This is a genomic window from Polaromonas sp. (genome assembly GCF_012927485.1).
Taxonomy (GTDB): Bacteria; Pseudomonadota; Gammaproteobacteria; order Burkholderiales; family Burkholderiaceae_C; genus Polaromonas.
Window position 1 is genome coordinate 14,511 of record NZ_JABBPC010000026.1, and the last position, 16,510, is coordinate 31,020.

Sequence of the window (16,510 nt, forward strand, 5' to 3'; positions counted from 1 at the left end):
GCAGGACATGCCGAAATCGCAACTCGACACCCCTTCCCTGAATGCCAACGAATGGCACGTTCAGGAGTTGCTGCTGATGCACGAGATCATGCGGTTGGTCGGCCGGAGCTTGGCACCGGAGTTGGTATTTCGCGAAATGCTGCACTTAATGAGTGAATTACTAGGGCTTAATCGTGGCCGGATCGTGTTGGCTGATGAGGGGGCCGAGGGGCAGACGGGTGGGCAGGAGACGCGTACCTCCTCCATACGCCACGCCTACGGCCTCACGCGCGAAGAAATCGACCGGGGCCGCTATGCTTGGGGTGAGGGCTTCACCGGATGCGTGCTGGCGACCGGCCAGCCGGTCCTCGTGCAGGATATCGACCAAGAACCGCAGTTTCTGTTCCGGGCCGTGGCGCGCAATCAACTTCCGCCCGAAACTGTCGCCTTCCTTGCGCTGCCATTGGTGGTGAATAATGTGCCGGTTGGCGTGTTGGCTTGTCACCGCATCCGCAGCCGCCAGCGGCACCTCAATGACGATTTGGCGGTGCTGCGCGTACTCGCTACCTTGGCAGGCCAGCTACTCCAGTTGCAGCAACTCGTGGCCGAGCAAACCCGGGGACTTCAGGACCACAATACGATGCTGGCCCAAACGCTTGACGCCAAGACAGCGCGCTATGGACTGGTCGGCAGTTCTCCTGCACTTCTCCGGGCGCTCGCCGAGCTGGAACAGGTGTCACAGGCCAGCGTGAGCGTTTTGCTGCTGGGCGAATCGGGCACCGGCAAGGAACTCTTTGCGCGCGCCGTGCACTTGGCCAGTGGCCGACGCGACCAACCCTTCATTAAGGTCAACTGTGCGGCCATCCCTGAGTCACTGTTCGAGTCCGAGCTATTCGGCCACGAACGGGGCGCCTTCACCGGCGCTAACAGCGCACGTCCAGGGTGGTTCGAGCAGGCGGATGGCGGCACCATCTTCCTCGACGAGATCGGCGAACTGCCGCTGGCCCTGCAGTCCAAGCTCTTGCGGACTCTGCAGGAAGGCACGCTGGTTCGCCTGGGTGGGCGACGTGAGTTGAAGGTGAACGTCCGCCTGGTAGCGGCGACCCACCGTGATCTATCGGCCGACGTGCAGATCGGCCGCTTCCGGCAGGATCTGTTTTACCGACTGAATGTCATACCGATTCGTCTGCCCTCTTTGCGCGAGCGGCGCGAGGATATTCCCGCATTGACCCTTCACTTTTTGAATCGGGCTAATCAAACTCACCAACGCAACGTCAACCTCTCGGCGGGTGCCCTGCAAATGCTGACACGCCACGACTGGCCGGGCAACATCCGCGAGCTGGGCAACTTGATTGAGCGGCTGGTCCTTCTAGCGGACAAGACCGTCGTGACTGAAGCCGCGTTGCAGCGCTTTGTGCAGCAAGCACCTTTAGACACTTCCTTGCCGCCTTCCTCTGACCCTTTGGCAACGGTGCCTGGCCTGAGGGAGCCGCCGCTTGTACGCGACTACTCCAGTGCGACTTCGCACTCCGCCCTCGCCCTTCAAGCTGCATTGGAGGCGCACGGCGGCAACCAGTCTCGCGCCGCGCAGAGTCTGGGTCTCACGATGCGCCAATACGGCTACCGATTGCGCAAGGCTGGATTGCGCTGACTCAGCTTGGCTTTCAATATGTCGACAAATTGTTGACATATTGAAGTGACCTCCCGGCGCAGTTCGAACGCCGGCAGGTCTTAAAAATCTAAAAAGATGACTTTTCCATAGCAAAGACTCCTTCAAATACCTGACTCACAGGACAGATTGCTAAAACTTACTGCAATAGGCCGCCATTGGCACAGGTGTTGCATTTAGTCCGTCGGGCAACCCGCCTGCAACCCAACCTACACGAGGACACAATGGCCAACGCAATCGATTCACCTGTTTTGATTTCCCCCGACCAGCTCCTGGCGCTCAAGAGCGCCGAACCGGTAGTCATCATCGACACCCGCGACGCTGAAGCCTACGTCGCCGGCCATATTGAAGGCGCGGTGAACCTGCGCGAAATTTTTACTTACCTCGCCACCTCAACGCCAGAGGGGCTACAAGCTCTCAAGGAAAGCTTTGCACAGCAGCTTGGCGCGGCGGGCCTTTCCGGCCGCGAAACGGCGGTGTTTTACGAAGACGCTTTGAACAGCGGTTATGGTCAGTCTTGCCGCGGCTATTACCTGCTGACCTGGCTGGGTTATCCGAAGGTGCGGGTCCTTAATGGGGGCTTCTCAGCATGGAAAGCGGCCGGGCTGGCAGTGTCCACTGCACCTGCCACACCAGTTGCAGTCAAGTTCCCGACTGATTTGCCCATAGCAGACGTGATGGTCACGCTGGATGACGTCAAGGCGGTGCTCGGTACCGATACCGTGTTGATGGATGTGCGCGATGTGGACGAATGGATTGGGGATAGCTCTTCGCCGTACGGTAAAGATTTTGCGCCACGAAAGGGTCGTTTGCCTGGCGCGAAATGGCTGGAGTGGTACCGCTTCATGAAGCCGTCACCGCAGGGTCCGGTGTTCAAGTCGCCGGATGAGGTACGCGCTGAATGCGCCACCGCTGGCATCCTGCCCGACAACACGGTCTACCTCTATTGCTTCAAGGGCGCACGAGCTTCCAATACGTTCTTGGCTCTCAAACAGGCGGGATTCAAGGACGTGCGCATGTACTTCGGGTCGTGGAACGAGTGGTCTCGCGATCCGGCTCTACCCATCGAAACCGGACTGCCCACTGCGAGCCACGCTGCCGCGACCCAACCACGGGCGCTGGCTGCCTAAACCCTTAACGGTCGTCTCCCGAGTCTGCAAATTTGCAGACCGCCCACGTTATTTTAAAAATTTCCATCAGGAACTCTTCATGTCCGATACTGCCACCCTTAGCCCTGCCCAGACTGTCAAAACCGTAAAAACCTATCTGAACCCTATCGACCGCGACGGCCTGATGGTCTTCGCCGATAAGGGCCGCAACAATCCCGCAAGCCGAGGCACCAACAAGGTTCATACGGTGATGGACGGCCAGTACCGCTCGTTGAGTCAGGTAGGAAACCACGTCCCGGTGGTGGTGGACGAGCCTCTGCACTTGTTCGGCCAGGACACTGCCCCAGCGCCGGGCGAGATCGTTCTATCGGGTCTGGGCGGTTGCCTCGCCGTTGGCATAACGGCTGTGGCCACCTGGAAGCAGGTCAAGCTCACAAAAATCGAAATCTTCCTGGAAGGCGACATTGGCAACCCCGCTGCTTGGGGTGCTGGCGGTGCGTTGCAGAAAATGCCCCCCGAAATGGGATTTCAGGCCATCCGCGTGAAGGTTCTGGTTGAGGGTGACGCGCCGCGCGAAGTGCTGGAAGAGATCGTGCATCACGCTAACTTCTATTCACCTGTGGCCAACAGCATGCGTAATCCGATCCCCATGGAAATCAGCCTTGCAGATTGAGCGACTGATCGCCAACCCCCAGACTTAGCCCCCGTCCATCACCCGTACCTCAAGGACTCCCAATGAATCTTGCTGACTTGCCCCGTGAACTCACTAACAACGAGCCGCTTGTAGGCGACGCTCTGCTGGCTGCGGTGCGTGCCTTGGCGCAGGGCTTGCTGACGGAGCAAGTCGAAGCCATCGACCGCAAAGGACTCTACCCGCTCGCTACTTTGCGGCAATTCGCTGCAATGGGCACCATGAGTGCGCACCTGGATTCCGCGGCGGGCACCGGCGATTACGGCTTGGCAATCCGCGCCATGGCCGAAGCGTCGCGCGTTTGCGGCGCCACCGGATTCATGATGTGGTGCCAGGCGGTGTGCGGCCTTTATATGCAGCAGTCTGGCAACCCCGCGCTCATGGGTGAGGCTTTGCAACGGCATGTCAGCGGAGTGGGTCTGGGCGGCACAGCGTTGTCGAACCCTATGAAAAGCTATGCGCAGATCGAAAGCCTGCTGCTCAAAGCCGTACCCGTTGACGGCGGCTATTTGGTCAACGGCACGCTGCCTTGGGTCAGCAACCTGGCACTTGACCATTACTGTGGCGCAATTGCGGCGGTGGTGGACAGTGCTGCGCCCGGGTCACGCGAAGTGATGTTTCTACTTCGCTGCGACGCACCAGGCGTGGAATTGAGAGAGTGCCCGAGCTTCTCGGCAATGGAGGGCACCGGCACCTATGCCTTGCGCTTGAAAGACCATTTCATTGGGGCCGATGAGATCATCGCCGACCCCGCCAAGCCGTATATCGCCCGCATTCGCGCCGCGTTTGTCATGCTGCAATGCGGCATGGCGGTAGGCATCACTCAAGGTGCCATTGACTCCATGTGGGCCGTGGAGCCCCAACTGGGCCATGTAAACCAATTTCTGGAAGACCGACCAGCCGCACTGCAAGCCGAGCTGGATGCGCTGACTGCTCGGGTGATGACGATGGCTGCAACCCCATTCGATACGACCCGTGAATTTTTTATCGACGTGCTGGACGCTCGGGCGCACGGCGCCGAGCTTTGCCTGCGTGCCGCGCAGTCCGCACTGATGCACCAGGGCGCGCGCGGCTACTTGATGAGCTCCAGCGTACAGCGACGCGTGCGCGAGTCACACTTCGTCGCTATCGTGACGCCAGCCATCAAGCACTTGCGGATGGAAATCGCGAATTTGAGTACCGAGGAGATGCCGGTATGAGCGCCGTTGCCGCCACGCCCCCTCCTGAAGGTAGCTCCGCACTCAAGGGGATAATTTCTCCGTGGCAGCAGTACATTTGCCACGCCTGCGGGTATATCTACAACGAGGCGGAGGGCGACCCGGACAGTGGGTTGGTCGCTGGCACGCGCTTTGTCGACATTCCCGACGACTGGTACTGCCCACTGTGTGGCGTGACCAAGCAAGACTTCGAGTTGTACTCGCCGCCAAGCTTTGACGCGCTGCGCGCTGAATGTCTTACCGGCGCGCCCGCCACCCTCAGCAGCGCACGTCATACCCCCGGTGTCGTCATCGTGGGCGCTGGACGCGCAGGCTGGCAACTGGCTGAAAACCTGCGCGCCAGCAACGCAGAGATGCCAATTACCATCGTGACCTCCTGCGCGGGCGATGTGTACGACAAGCCCCTGCTGTCGGTGGCTATGGCGCGTCAACTCACGCCTGAAAAACTCATCAAGGAACGCGGTATCGATGCCGCCCGACGTCTTAACCTGCGCATGATGTCGCATACCCATGCGATCCGCATCTGTCGGGATACCAAGCGGCTGCGCACGACGCGCGGCACACTGCGCTACGACCATCTGGTGCTGGCGCATGGCGCGCAGGCGGCACTGCCACCTGAACTTTCTGCATCGCTCTGCTGGCGTATTAATCATTTAGGGGTCTACTTGCAATTGCGCGCTGCGCTGGGAGAAACGTCCAAAGAGGTGGTGATCGTCGGCGCCGGCCTGATCGGCAGCGAACTCGCGAACGACCTAGCCCTGGGGGGCCACCGGATAACGCTATTGGACGTGCAATCTGAGCCTTTGGCGCGTTGGCAGGCTGAGGCGGCAGGCCAACAGATTTTGCAGGCCTGGAAAGACTTGCCGATTCGCTTTGTGGGCGGCGTGAGCGTCGCCAGCCTTGAAAAAATAGGTGCGGGCTTTCGCGTCACTACGGCGTGTGGCCAGCAATTCGCCGCTGACCAGGTGATTGTCGCGGCAGGTCTGCAGACGCCAAGCCGCTTGGCTAAAGGCGCGGGATTGGCCTGGGAGAACGGAATCGCAGTGGATCTGACCCTGCGCACCAGCGCCGCCGCGATTCACGCGCTCGGTGACTGCATCAGCATCGCGGGCCAAACCAGCCGTTTCATTGAGCCGATTGCCCGCCAAGCGCTCACCCTTGCAGCAGAACTCGCGGGCCAATCGCCATTGCCCTACACCGTACGCCCCTCGTTGGTGCGCGTTAAAACAAGTTCACTGCCGCTCACCTTGGGCTGAGAGCCGGCAGGCTTCAGATTTCTTTCAAGTGAGCTGGAGTCGGTGGGAGATACAGTCAAGGGCAGGTCGGATTCAGTACTGCTTGTAAGGCAAAAATTTCCCCGACAGCACCACGTTCACGCGGTCGCCCTTTGGGTCCGGCTGGCGCACGATGTTCATACTGAAGTCAATCGCACTCATGATGCCGTCACCAAATTCTTCGTGGATGAGCTCCTTGATGGTCGAGCCATATACGCTGACGATCTCATACCAGCGGTAGATCAGGGGGTCAGTCGGCACGGCGGTGGGCAGCGAGCCTTTATAGGGCACCACTTGCAGCCATTTGCACTCCTCCTCGGTCAAGCTGAAAATTTCGCCGACGATCGTGGCTTGGCCAGCGTCGAGTGTCATCTGACCCAGACAGGCGGCGGTTGTCCATTCCTTACTCAGGCCCACTTTTTTAGCGACCGACTCCCAAGTGATGCCCTTGCTAACTTTGGCAGTGATGATTTTTTCGGTAATGTCGTTGCGGTTCATGTTTGCTCCGGTTGGTTGAGAGAGTGGGGGAGAGTTGCGAGGCGGTCCGCATTCAACATGCTTTAGCCCGGGTGACCAAAAAGTCAACGATATGGTTGCGAAGCTCGTAGTAACCAGGCAAGTGGTGCAGCCCGGCGCGTGTGCGCTTTCGTGGGAGTGGGTTGATCACCTCTTCAGCGATGCGGCCCGGTGCATACCCGCCCGCATTTTCGGTACCGTTGCTCATCAGCAAAATGCGGTCGGCCAGCAAAATAGCTTCATCAACATCGTGCGTAATCATGAAAACCGTTTGATGAGTCTCACGCACAATGGTCATCAGCTCATCCTGAATTGTGCCGCGCGTCAATGCATCGAGAGCGCCAAATGGCTCGTCCAGCAGCAGCATTTTGGGCTGGATAGCAAAGGCGCGGGCAATGCCTACACGCTGTTTCATGCCGCCAGAAAGCTGCGAGGGCTTCTTGTCAATGGCGGCGCTCAAGCCCACCATGCCTACAAACTTTTCCACATGATTTTTTACCTGGGCCGCGGTCCAGTCGGGCCAGCGCGACAGCACGGCAAACGCAATGTTCTTGCGAACGGTGAGCCAGGGCATCAGGGCATGGCTTTGAAATACCACGCCACGCTCAAGGCTTGGTCCGGCGATCTCGCGGTTGTCCATGAAAGCGTGCCCCGAAGTGGCCGTATCCAGACCGGCCAGCACGTTCAGGATGGTGGTTTTTCCACAACCCGAGTGGCCGATGATGCAAACGAACTCGCCCTTGGCGATGGTGAAAGACACGTCGGAAAACACCGGTTTCGCGGGTGCGAACGCTTTGCTCAAGCTTTCGATTTTCAGAAATCCCTGCATGGTGTGCTCTTTCGTTGGGGAGCTTGCGCCGACCGTCAGATTTGTCGTCACGGTACGTGATGTCAGATCACTCCACATAAGTCACCATCTTTTGAAGTTGAGCAAAACTGAGGTCGAGCAGCATCCCCACCACGCCGATGACCAGAATCGCAAAAATCACATTGGTGAGCGAAAGGTTGTTCCACTCGTTCCAAACGAAGTAGCCAATGCCGGTGCCCCCAACCAGCATTTCTGCTGCCACGATGACCAACCAGGCAATGCCCATGGAGATTCGCATGCCTGTCAGGATGGTAGGTGCCGCCGCCGGGAGGATCACCAGGAACGCCTTGCGCAGCGGATTGACTTCAAGGGTGCTGGCGACATTGAGCCACTCGCGCTTAACCGCCGACACGCCAAAGGCGGTGTTGATCAACATGGGCCAAATCGAGCAAATGAAAATCACAAAAATTCCTGAGGCGGAAGAGTCTTTGATCGTGTACAGCGCCAGTGGCATCCACGCCAATGGGGAGATCGGCTTGAGCACCTGGATAAAGGGGTCCAGCGCGCGGCGCAGTAAAGGCGACATGCCAATCGCAAAGCCGAGTGGAATGGCGATAAGGCAGGCCATCAGAAAGCCCAGGCCGACCCGGCCTAGCGAGTACGCCAATTGGATGGCGATGCCCTTGTCATTGGGGCCTCGGTCGTAAAACGGATCACTGAGCTGTTTCACCACCGTCTGGCCCATTTGGCCGGGCGTAGGAAAGCCCGACGCTTTAGAGGCTCCGGGGTCTTTGCCCATCATCTTTTGATACTCGATCTGATCTGCCGTCTGAGTTAATACGCCTGCTGTCCCAGTGCCCGCCGATGACGCGGTTGCCACGTACCATGCGGACACGAAAACCAGCAGCACCAGCGCCGACACCACGCCCGCTCTAAAGCCCATTGTTTTTATGATGTTCATGGCTAGCTTTCAACCGGCCTTGCGAATGTCGAAGCTCTTGGCATATTGCTCTGCCTTGGCCGCGTCAAACTCTTTGCCCATGATGCTGAACTTTGGATACGCGCCCTCGGGTACTTTCTGGTGTAGCTCTTTCATATACTTTTTAGCGTCAGTGATCAGGAAGACTTTTTCGGCGATTTGCTTGTAGTTGATGTCGCCCTTGACATAGCCCCAGCGCTTCATTTGAGTCAGCATCCATACCGCCATCGACTGCCACGGCATGGGGTCAAAGTCGACACGGTCTGGTACGGTTTTGATGTTTCCCAGACCGTCGGCGAACTTGCCGGTTAGCACTTGATTAAGGACGGCTTCAGGTTGATTGAGGTAGGCTTGAGGCGCGATGACCCGCGCGATCAATTCGCGGTTTTTTGGATCGCGCGCCATCGCGGCGGCAGTCAATATCGAGCGGTAGAGCGCCGCAAAGGTGTTCGGATTTTTCTCGATGAACTCCGTGCTGGTTCCGAAAGCGCAGCAGGGGTGCCCATTCCAGATGTCTTTGGTCAGCAGGTGGATAAATCCCACTTCTTCGTACACCGCCCGTTGGTTGAAGGGGTCAGGGCCAAGGAAGCCGTCAATGTTGCCCGCTCGCAGGTTGGCGACCATCTCGGCGGGCGGTACCACGCGCAGCTGCACGTCCGTGTCTGGATTTAGTCCAGCCTCCGCAAGGTAGTAGCGCAGCAAAAAGTTGTGCATGCTGAACTCGAAGGGAATGGCGAACTTAAAACCCTTCCAGTTTTTCGGATCGCGATTGTTCTTGTGCTTCAGGCTCATCGTGATGGCCTGACCGTTGATGTTCTGAATGGTGGCGACGTTCATGGGCGTGGCATTCGAACCCAGACCCATAGAGATGGCCAGCGGCATGGGACTGAGGAAGTGGGTGGCGTCGTACTCCTTGTTGATCATCTTGTCGCGAATCAGAGCCCAACCAGCGGTTTTTGTCACCTCGACATTGAGGCCCTGCTGCTTATAGAAACCTAAGGGTTGCGCCATGATGAGTGGCGTGGCGCACGTGATGGGAATAAAGCCAATCCTCAGATTAGTTTTTTCCAGCGAACCGGCTTTTTTGCCTGCGTCCTGCGCCAGCGCCTGCATGCTCGCCACCGGCAACACGCTAGAGATCGCTGCCAGCGCGGTACTTTTACCGACGGCGCGCAAAAAGCGCCGCCGTACGGCATCTTGTGGAAACAATGCCTTGACCAGCGTGGCTTCGATGAACTCATTGGAATAAGCCTCGAATTCGCTCGTAAGGCTTCTCTGGCGCAGCTCGACTGCGGCAGCCTCATGTCGGTGATCGGCCGCCGAGTGGTCTTGGCCGCAGCTGCACTTGAGCATGAGCGGGCGGTCGGCATCATAAGGAGAAAAGTGTTCAGTCATGGCGCGCATCTTTCGAAAAGAAGATGAAGCAGCCCTTGCAAGGTGCGCGCCAATGTGGGTCACCGCCCTGCGGTACCCCACAATTAACCGCGTACTAAATGACGACTTGTAGTGCGCGCACTACACCAGCCCAGGGTGTCCCCGCTAAATCAGGCGACAGACGGTGGTTTGGTGTGACGCTCGGCGTGTAGCGCCAGTTCAACGTCATTCTTTGTACCGGTCTTATCCAGAATGCGCAAACGATAAGTACTCACCGTGTTAGACGCCAGTCCGAGTTGTGCACCAATTTCGCCGACAGACTTACCGGCCGTAAGCAAGCGGAAAACTTGATGCTCGCGGTGCGAAAGCGACTCGATACCGCCGCGCGCCGCGCTGCCATTGACGGCGCTGGCAAGTGCTTCGGCGGCAATGGCTGACACATACAGGCCACCTGAAGCCACTTTGCGCACCGCGGCAACCATGTCGTCGGAGCTGGCGCTTTTGTTCAGGTAACCCGCTGCACCCAGCTTGATGCAGCGAACTGCATATTGTTTTTCCGGATACGTGCTGAGCATCAACACCGGCAGCAAGGGCCAGTTTTTTTTCAGTGCCTGCAGCACGTCCATCCCGTCGCGACCCGGTAAGGCAATGTCGAGCAGCACGGCATGGAGCCCGCCGTGACCGCCCAAAGCATTAACACGTTGCAAAATTTCGGGGCCGGTTTCAGCTTCGGCCACCACTTTGATCTCGGGGGCGTCGGCCAGCACCTGCTTGAGGCCTTCGCGCACGATCCGGTGGTCATCGCCGATCAGGATATGTACAGTTTTCATGGCCGGCTCATCGGGTTTACTGACTATTTATGGAGTAGCTGGATGTGTAAATGAAATCGAGCGCCAAAGCCGATTTCGCTTGAGATTTCAAGGCGACCACCCAAATGGCGGGCCCGCTCGCGCATGCCCATCACGCCGTAAGCGTTGTTGGCTTCGAATGCGGCGGTCTCCGCTCCTTTACCGTTGTCCTCCACCGCGATGCTGATCTCATCTGCCGTGGCCTTGATGGCGATGGCAATCTGGCTGGCCTGCGCGTGGCGGCCCACATTGCAGAGCATTTCCTGGAAGATGCGAAAGACTGCTATCGCCGCCTGCTCTGGCAGTGGGGCGGCGTCGGTGACGTCCATCTGCCAATCCAGTGCGAGTTCGGCCGACTGCACAAATTCGTGTGCCTGCCAGTCGAGTGCAGCCCATAGACCCTGATGGTCCAGAATGCTCGGTCGCAAGTCGGTGATGATGCGGCCCACGTTCTCGACCGCCGACTCAATCAGCCGGCTCATGTTCTGGCATTTGAAGCGCATACGGTCGCGCATGCCTTGCGCCTCGTCCATACTGCGTTGCGGCTGTTCGCCCAGTCGCTTGTCCAGCCAGCCGACGTCCATTTTGAGTGCCACCAGCAAGCTGCCCAGCTCGTCGTGAACTTCGCGCGCGATGCGGGTCCGCTCTTCCTCGCGCACGGTGTTCGCGTACGCCGAGAGTTCGCGCAGTTGCTGCAACGCTTCCGACAGTGCCTGAGTGCGCTCGCTCACACGCTGCTCCAGCACGGCGTGGACTTGCCTCAAAGCGTCTTCGGCCTCGCGGCGTGCCGAGATGTCCACAAACGTGACCACTGCACCCTGGACGACGCCGCTTTCAACAATGGGGTGAGAGGAGTATTCGACCGCAAACGCGCTGCCGTTCTTGCGCCAGAACAACTCGGTGTCGATGCGGCACGGCAACCCCTCGCGAAAGGCGTTGAAGATGGGGCACAGGTGTTCGGGGTAGTGCGACCCATCCGTATGGGAGTGATGGGCCAGCTCGTGCATGTTGTGACCCAGTGCCTCGTCCGGCGCGTAGCCTAGCAGCGCCGCGCCAGCGCGGTTGATGAAGGTGCAGCGACCGTCCATGTCGATGCCGTAAATTCCTTCGCCGGTGGATTCAAGCAGTTGAGAGAGCCTATCACGCCAGACGACCTGACCTTCCCCCGGAAAAGGAGTCGGCACCGTTTCAGCAGGGACGGTGTTGCACATCAAGGCGCCAGTAAACATACCACCGACAAGCAAACATCGTGCCCAGATTGGTGCAAAAATAAGGAGGAGACCCGCCCAAATCAGTGCGCCGACAGCCACCGGCAATACAGTCTGCCGTTAAAAACGTTGTGCGAATCCCCTGTAAAGTGCGAGGCTTGCCGCCCCTTCATTAGCACCTATAAGGTTTCACCGCACTTGACCCCACGAACCATCATGCTTCGAGTTTTACAGCTTGCCGTATTAACTGCGATTTTGGCCTTGGGCGCCTGCAGCCCCGCCTTCAACTGGCGTGAGGTGCGGCCGGATAACACCCCGCTCAGTCTACTTTTGCCCTGTAAGCCCGACAAGGCCGAAAAAGTCGTGCCGCTAGGCGGCCAGAACACCACGCTTTTCATGCTGGGCTGCGAAGCGGGGGGCGCAACTTTTGCTGTGGCCGTCGCGGATGTGGGCGATGCCGACAAGGCCACCCCCATACTCGCCCAGTGGCAGCGACTGACGTTGGCCAATATGCAAGCCGCGCCAGACACCGTTGAGGTGAATCCGCTCAAGCTTCGTGGCGCAGCAGCGAAGCCCTCCCCTTTGGTGGTGCAGGCTCGGGGAAAACGGGCGGGAGGAACCGATGTAAGCGGCCAGGCTGCCTACTTTGCCCGAGGATCGCAGGTGTTTCAAGTGGTGATCTATGCGCAAGAAATAACGCCTGAAGTGGCCGAGACCTATTTTTCCAGCCTTAAATTTGAATAATCGAATAGTTCTTATAAGGCGGTCAGCGCCATCTGCTTGCCCAGGACAGTTTTTAGGCGAGGCAGGGGTCTCTTTTGTGTTGCTGTGCCGCCTGTTTCGGCTATTTTCAGAGCCTACGTAGATAATTGAGTTCAATGAACGGCATATTCATCATCGCCCACGCGCCGCTGGCGTCCGCATTTCGCCAGTGCGTATTACACGTATTTCCGGACAATGCGGCGGGCGTGGTGGCACTGGATGTTCCGCCCAACATGCCGCCCGAAGAAACGCTGGCCCAGGCGCGCATCATTCTTGCCCAGATGGGTACGTCGCACGCGCTGGTGCTGACAGATGTTTTTGGCGCCACGCCCTGCAATGTGGCGCAAAAATTGGTCGATGGGGTCAACACCAAGCTAATTACCGGCATCAATTTACCCATGCTGCTGCGCACTGTCTCCTACCGACACGAGCCGCTCGACGCCCTCGTAACGCGAGCTCTGGTGGGCGCAACACAAGGCGTGATGCAAGTGGCTATCACCGCACCGCAAAATCAAGTACGTAGAAAAAATGATCAAGACCAGCACGAACATCAGCAATAAGCTTGGCCTGCATGCCCGGGCGTCCGCCAAACTCACCAAACTGGCGGGAAGCTTTCCTTGCGAGGTCTGGATGACCAAGAACGAGCGCCGCGTTAATGCGAAAAGCATCATGGGGGTGATGATGCTGGCGGCTGGCCTCGGCAGCACCGTCGAGGTTGAAACCAACGGCACGGACGAGCAGGCCGCAATGGATGCCTTGCTCGCGCTCATCGCCGACAAGTTTGGCGAGGGAGGGTAAGGGTATGGCCCCCACGCCTTTTACTTTGCGTGATGTGCTGACCCTTGCCCAAGCGGTTAGCTCTTCGGGCAGCACGGCGCGGGGCGTGGCAGTCGCCAAGCTCCCCCTTTCCTGCGTGGAACGGCGAGTGATGTCCGAAGTCTCTGTGTTGGGGACCTCTAAATGACTTTCTCAGTTCACGGACTGGCGGTCTCCCGAGGCATCGCGATTGGTCGCGCCGTGCTGGTAGCGTCGAGTCGCGCCGATGTCACGCATTACTTTATAGACGCTTCAAAAACAACGGAAGAAATTGCACGGGTGAGGCTTTCCCGGAACGCAGTGATCGATGAAATTACGCGCTTGCAGCAGGACTTGCCGAAAGACGCGCCACCTGAAATCTCAGCCTTGCTGGATGTGCATCTGATGCTGCTGCAAGACGAGCTGCTGATCACCGGCGTGAAGCACTGGATCACTGATCGGCATTACAACGCCGAGTGGGCCCTCACCACCCAGTACGAGATTATTGCGCGCCAGTTCGACGATATGGAAGACGAGTACCTGCGCGAACGCAAGGCTGATCTGGAGCAGGTGGTGGAACGCATCTTGCGGCACATGAAGGGTGCTGCTTCGCCGATGCTGCCGGCTGCGCAGGCAGGCGCAAGTCGCAAACAATCGCAGCAGGATCTGTTGCTGGACGACACACTGGATGTGCCGCTGGTTCTGGTGGCGCACGACATTTCGCCAGCCGACATGCTGCAGTTCAAACAAAGTCTTTTTGCCGGTTTTGCGACCGACGTGGGCGGCAAGACGTCGCACACGGCGATTGTCGCGCGCAGCATGGACATACCGGCCGTCGTGGGCGCGCGGAGCGCTAGCCAGTTGATCAAGCAAGACGACTGGGTCATCATTGACGGCGATGCCGGGGTGTTGATTGTCGACCCGTCGCCCATCATTCTGGCCGAATACGGTTTCAAGCAGCGCCAGGGCGAGCTCGAGCGCGAGCGCCTGAATCGGCTCAAGCACACGCCCGCCCTGACAATGGACGGACAACGGGTCGAACTGTTGGCCAATATCGAAATGCCGGAAGACACGCTCGGCGCGGTCAAGGTCGGGGCGGTGGGTGTTGGGCTGTTTCGCACCGAGTTCTTGTTCATGGGCCGCAAAGGCAAGCTGCCCGATGAAAACGAGCAGTACCTGGCCTACCGCAAAGCCATTGAAGGCATGCAGGGCCTTCCCGTCACGATTCGCACTGTCGATATAGGGTCGGACAAGCCGCTTGATCGGCTTGTCGGCAAGGCGCAAGACGGTCACCTGAACCCAGCGCTGGGATTGCGTGCAATTCGCTGGAGCCTGGCAGACCCCCCAATGTTTTTGACGCAGCTTCGCGCCATTTTGCGAGCCGCTTCGCATGGTCAGGTTAACCTGCTGGTGCCGATGCTGGCCCATGCCAGCGAGATCCGCCAAACCATGGGGTTGATCGATCAGGCGCGCATGCAGTTGGATAACAAAGGCATTCCCTACGGTCCGGTGCGGTTGGGCGCCATGATTGAAATTCCCGCTGCAGCGCTCACGCTCAAGCTATTTCTCCGCTACTTTGATTTTCTGTCGATAGGTACCAACGACCTGATTCAATACACGCTGGCGATAGACCGCTCGGACGAATCGGTCGCACATTTGTACGACCCCTGTCACCCGGCCGTGCTGCGCCTGATCGCGGACACAATTGCAGAATGCCAGCGCCAAGGCAAAGGGGTCACCGTGTGCGGCGAAATGGCGGGGGACCCGAGCATGACGCGGCTATTGCTGGGCTTGGGACTGCGCAGCTTTTCCATGCACCCGTCACAGATATTGGCCGTCAAGCAGCAGATTTTGCGGGCCGACGCCAGCAAGCTAACTGCCTGGGCTGCGCAGGTGCTGGACAGTGAGGACCCGGCTAGTCTGATTCAAAATTAGTGTGTGAATGGAGGCACGCTTGGGGCTTTCAGTAAACGTCTATTCCCGGCTAGGATTCCTTGCGAATCTGTTTTCGCGGCTAGCCAAAGAGTAAGCATCTGCGGTCTCACCAAGCGTGCCCCTTTTCAGGTGGCTATTACTTCAAGTGCTTTTTCAACTCTTCCGAGGCCTGAAGCATGGCTGAGCGCGTCCCTGGAATTTGACTGATCACGTTCAACAAACCGAAGTCGTGAATCATGCCGTTGTAGCGCACCGCCGTCACGTTGACACCCGCAGCGTCTAATTTTCTGGCATAGGCTTCGCCTTCATCCCGGAGCACGTCGTTCTCTGCAGTTTGAATCACTGCTGGTGGCAAGCCCCTGAGCTGTTCGGTGGTCGCTTGCAGAGGCGAGGCGTAGATGCTCTTGCGTTGCTCGGTATCCGTCGTGTAATTGTCCCAAAACCACTTCATCATGTTCTTGGTGAGGAAGTGACCTTCTGCAAACTGGGTATACGAACCATCTTCGAAGTTCACATCGGTGACGGGCCAAAACAGCATTTGCAATCGGATCTTCGGCCCACCCTTGTCCTTGGCCATCAGGCTAACCACGGTCGCCATGTTGCCGCCAACGCTGTTGCCGGCTACCGCCAGGCGCGAGCCATCCAGATTGATTTCCTTGCCGTGCTCAGCCACCCATTTGGTTGCGGCATAGGCTTGATTGATCGCCACCGGGTACCGTGCTTCAGGAGATGGGGTGTAGTTAACGAACACGGCAGCCGCGCCGGAACCGGCCACCAAATCTCGAACGAAACGTTCATGAGTCGGGAAATCGCCGAGAACCCAACCGCCGCCATGGAAGAACATAAAGACGGGAACGCTCTTCTTCACGCCAGCGGGACGGACAATGGTGAGACTGATTTTTTGACCATCAGCCTCAATAACCTTTTGAGTAACGTCAGCCTTCGGCAGCTCAAGTTTGACGCTGGCCTGGGCGCCCACGAGTACTGCGCGCGCATCCGCTGGCGACATTTGTTCCATCGGTTTACTGTTGCCTGCGGCCAGCGCGTCAAGGAATTTTTGTGTGTTGTGTTCGACTGCAGGATTGCCTGCGGCCATAGCACTGGATATTGCGAGACTTAGCAGGGAGGCGGAAAATAGTTTGGTGATGTTTGTCATCGTTGATTCCTTGATGGTTGAAGTGAAGGCCAAATCACTTAAGTTAAAAACGGGTGGAAGCTGGAAATGAGCTTGCTTTCTAGGCAACAAATCATAAATTGCGAGCAATATAATTGCTGACAATCATATTTATCCAGTTCAATAGAAGGGATATTCGACAACGTGGCGTCGAACAATCTATCAAGGACTG

17 protein-coding genes are annotated in these 16,510 nt (G+C 58.1%); 10 read left to right on the forward strand and 7 right to left on the reverse strand.

The genetic code is table 11. The features are described 5' to 3' along the window. The first annotated feature begins 7 nt into the window (after positions 1–7). The 5 genes from HHJ16_RS10100 to HHJ16_RS10120 all read left to right on the forward strand — a co-directional run bounded on the left by HHJ16_RS10100 (position 8) and on the right by HHJ16_RS10120 (position 5,921). Positions 8–1,630 carry a sigma 54-interacting transcriptional regulator gene (locus tag HHJ16_RS10100; protein WP_293642559.1) on the forward strand — a complete coding sequence of 541 codons (1,623 nt, stop codon included), beginning with the start codon at positions 8–10 and terminating at the stop codon, positions 1,628–1,630. 242 nt (positions 1,631–1,872) lie between these two features. After that, positions 1,873–2,778, forward strand: coding sequence for a sulfurtransferase (locus HHJ16_RS10105; RefSeq protein WP_293642561.1), 906 nt, complete (start codon positions 1,873–1,875; stop codon positions 2,776–2,778). Positions 2,779–2,857: 79 nt separating this feature from the next. Then, positions 2,858–3,430 carry an OsmC family protein gene (locus tag HHJ16_RS10110; RefSeq protein ID WP_293642563.1) on the forward strand — a complete coding sequence of 191 codons (573 nt, stop codon included), beginning with the start codon at positions 2,858–2,860 and terminating at the stop codon, positions 3,428–3,430. 62 nt (positions 3,431–3,492) lie between these two features. Then, entirely contained in the window at positions 3,493–4,647 is a 1,155-nt protein-coding gene (locus tag HHJ16_RS10115) for an acyl-CoA dehydrogenase family protein (protein WP_293642565.1), read from the forward strand. Continuing rightward, positions 4,644–5,921, forward strand: coding sequence for an FAD-dependent oxidoreductase (locus tag HHJ16_RS10120; RefSeq protein ID WP_293642566.1), 1,278 nt, complete (start codon positions 4,644–4,646; stop codon positions 5,919–5,921). The genes HHJ16_RS10115 and HHJ16_RS10120 overlap by 4 nt, the downstream gene beginning before the upstream one ends. Positions 5,922–5,993: 72 nt before the next feature. On the opposite strand, the gene cynS is transcribed toward HHJ16_RS10120, so the two are convergent. From cynS to HHJ16_RS10150, 6 genes are all read right to left on the reverse strand, one after another. Further along, entirely contained in the window at positions 5,994–6,437 is a 444-nt protein-coding gene (cynS, locus tag HHJ16_RS10125) for a cyanase (protein ID WP_293642567.1), read from the reverse strand. Between the two features lie 52 nt (positions 6,438–6,489). Next, positions 6,490–7,284, reverse strand: coding sequence for an ABC transporter ATP-binding protein (locus HHJ16_RS10130; protein WP_293642568.1), 795 nt, complete (start codon positions 7,282–7,284; stop codon positions 6,490–6,492). 67 nt (positions 7,285–7,351) lie between these two features. Next, complete coding sequence (gene ntrB / locus HHJ16_RS10135) at positions 7,352–8,224, reverse strand: nitrate ABC transporter permease (protein WP_293642570.1); 873 nt, start codon at positions 8,222–8,224, stop codon at positions 7,352–7,354. 9 nt (positions 8,225–8,233) lie between these two features. After that, the gene (locus HHJ16_RS10140; RefSeq protein ID WP_293642571.1) at positions 8,234–9,637 is read right to left on the reverse strand and encodes a CmpA/NrtA family ABC transporter substrate-binding protein; all 1,404 of its coding nucleotides are present in this window, start codon (positions 9,635–9,637) and stop codon (positions 8,234–8,236) included. Positions 9,638–9,786: 149 nt separating this feature from the next. Next, positions 9,787–10,446, reverse strand: a complete 660-nt coding sequence (locus HHJ16_RS10145; protein ID WP_293642572.1) for a response regulator transcription factor — start codon at positions 10,444–10,446, stop codon at positions 9,787–9,789. Between the two features lie 23 nt (positions 10,447–10,469). Then, positions 10,470–11,675, reverse strand: a complete 1,206-nt coding sequence (locus tag HHJ16_RS10150) for a PAS domain-containing sensor histidine kinase (protein ID WP_293642573.1) — start codon at positions 11,673–11,675, stop codon at positions 10,470–10,472. A 213-nt stretch (positions 11,676–11,888) separates the two neighbouring features. Between HHJ16_RS10150 and HHJ16_RS10155 the strand changes: the two genes are divergently transcribed. From HHJ16_RS10155 to ptsP, 5 genes are all read left to right on the forward strand, one after another. Beyond that, a complete protein-coding gene (locus HHJ16_RS10155) occupies positions 11,889–12,416 on the forward strand; it encodes a hypothetical protein (protein ID WP_293642574.1) in 528 nt (175 codons plus the stop codon). A 134-nt stretch (positions 12,417–12,550) separates the two neighbouring features. Further along, positions 12,551–12,994 carry a PTS fructose transporter subunit IIA gene (locus tag HHJ16_RS10160; RefSeq protein WP_293642576.1) on the forward strand — a complete coding sequence of 148 codons (444 nt, stop codon included), beginning with the start codon at positions 12,551–12,553 and terminating at the stop codon, positions 12,992–12,994. Then, positions 12,963–13,232 (forward strand): HPr family phosphocarrier protein, encoded by a 270-nt coding sequence (locus HHJ16_RS10165; protein ID WP_293642578.1) that lies wholly within the window; start codon positions 12,963–12,965, stop codon positions 13,230–13,232. The genes HHJ16_RS10160 and HHJ16_RS10165 overlap by 32 nt, the downstream gene beginning before the upstream one ends. Positions 13,233–13,236: 4 nt before the next feature. Beyond that, on the forward strand, positions 13,237–13,398 hold the full coding sequence (locus HHJ16_RS10170) for a hypothetical protein (protein WP_293642580.1): 162 nt from the start codon (positions 13,237–13,239) through the stop codon (positions 13,396–13,398). Next, complete coding sequence (ptsP, locus tag HHJ16_RS10175; protein ID WP_293642581.1) at positions 13,395–15,164, forward strand: phosphoenolpyruvate--protein phosphotransferase; 1,770 nt, start codon at positions 13,395–13,397, stop codon at positions 15,162–15,164. The genes HHJ16_RS10170 and ptsP overlap by 4 nt, the downstream gene beginning before the upstream one ends. Positions 15,165–15,300: 136 nt before the next feature. Here ptsP and HHJ16_RS10180 read toward each other — a convergent pair whose 3' ends face one another. Then, entirely contained in the window at positions 15,301–16,320 is a 1,020-nt protein-coding gene (locus HHJ16_RS10180) for an alpha/beta hydrolase (RefSeq protein WP_293642603.1), read from the reverse strand. Between the last annotated feature and the right edge of the window lie 190 nt (positions 16,321–16,510).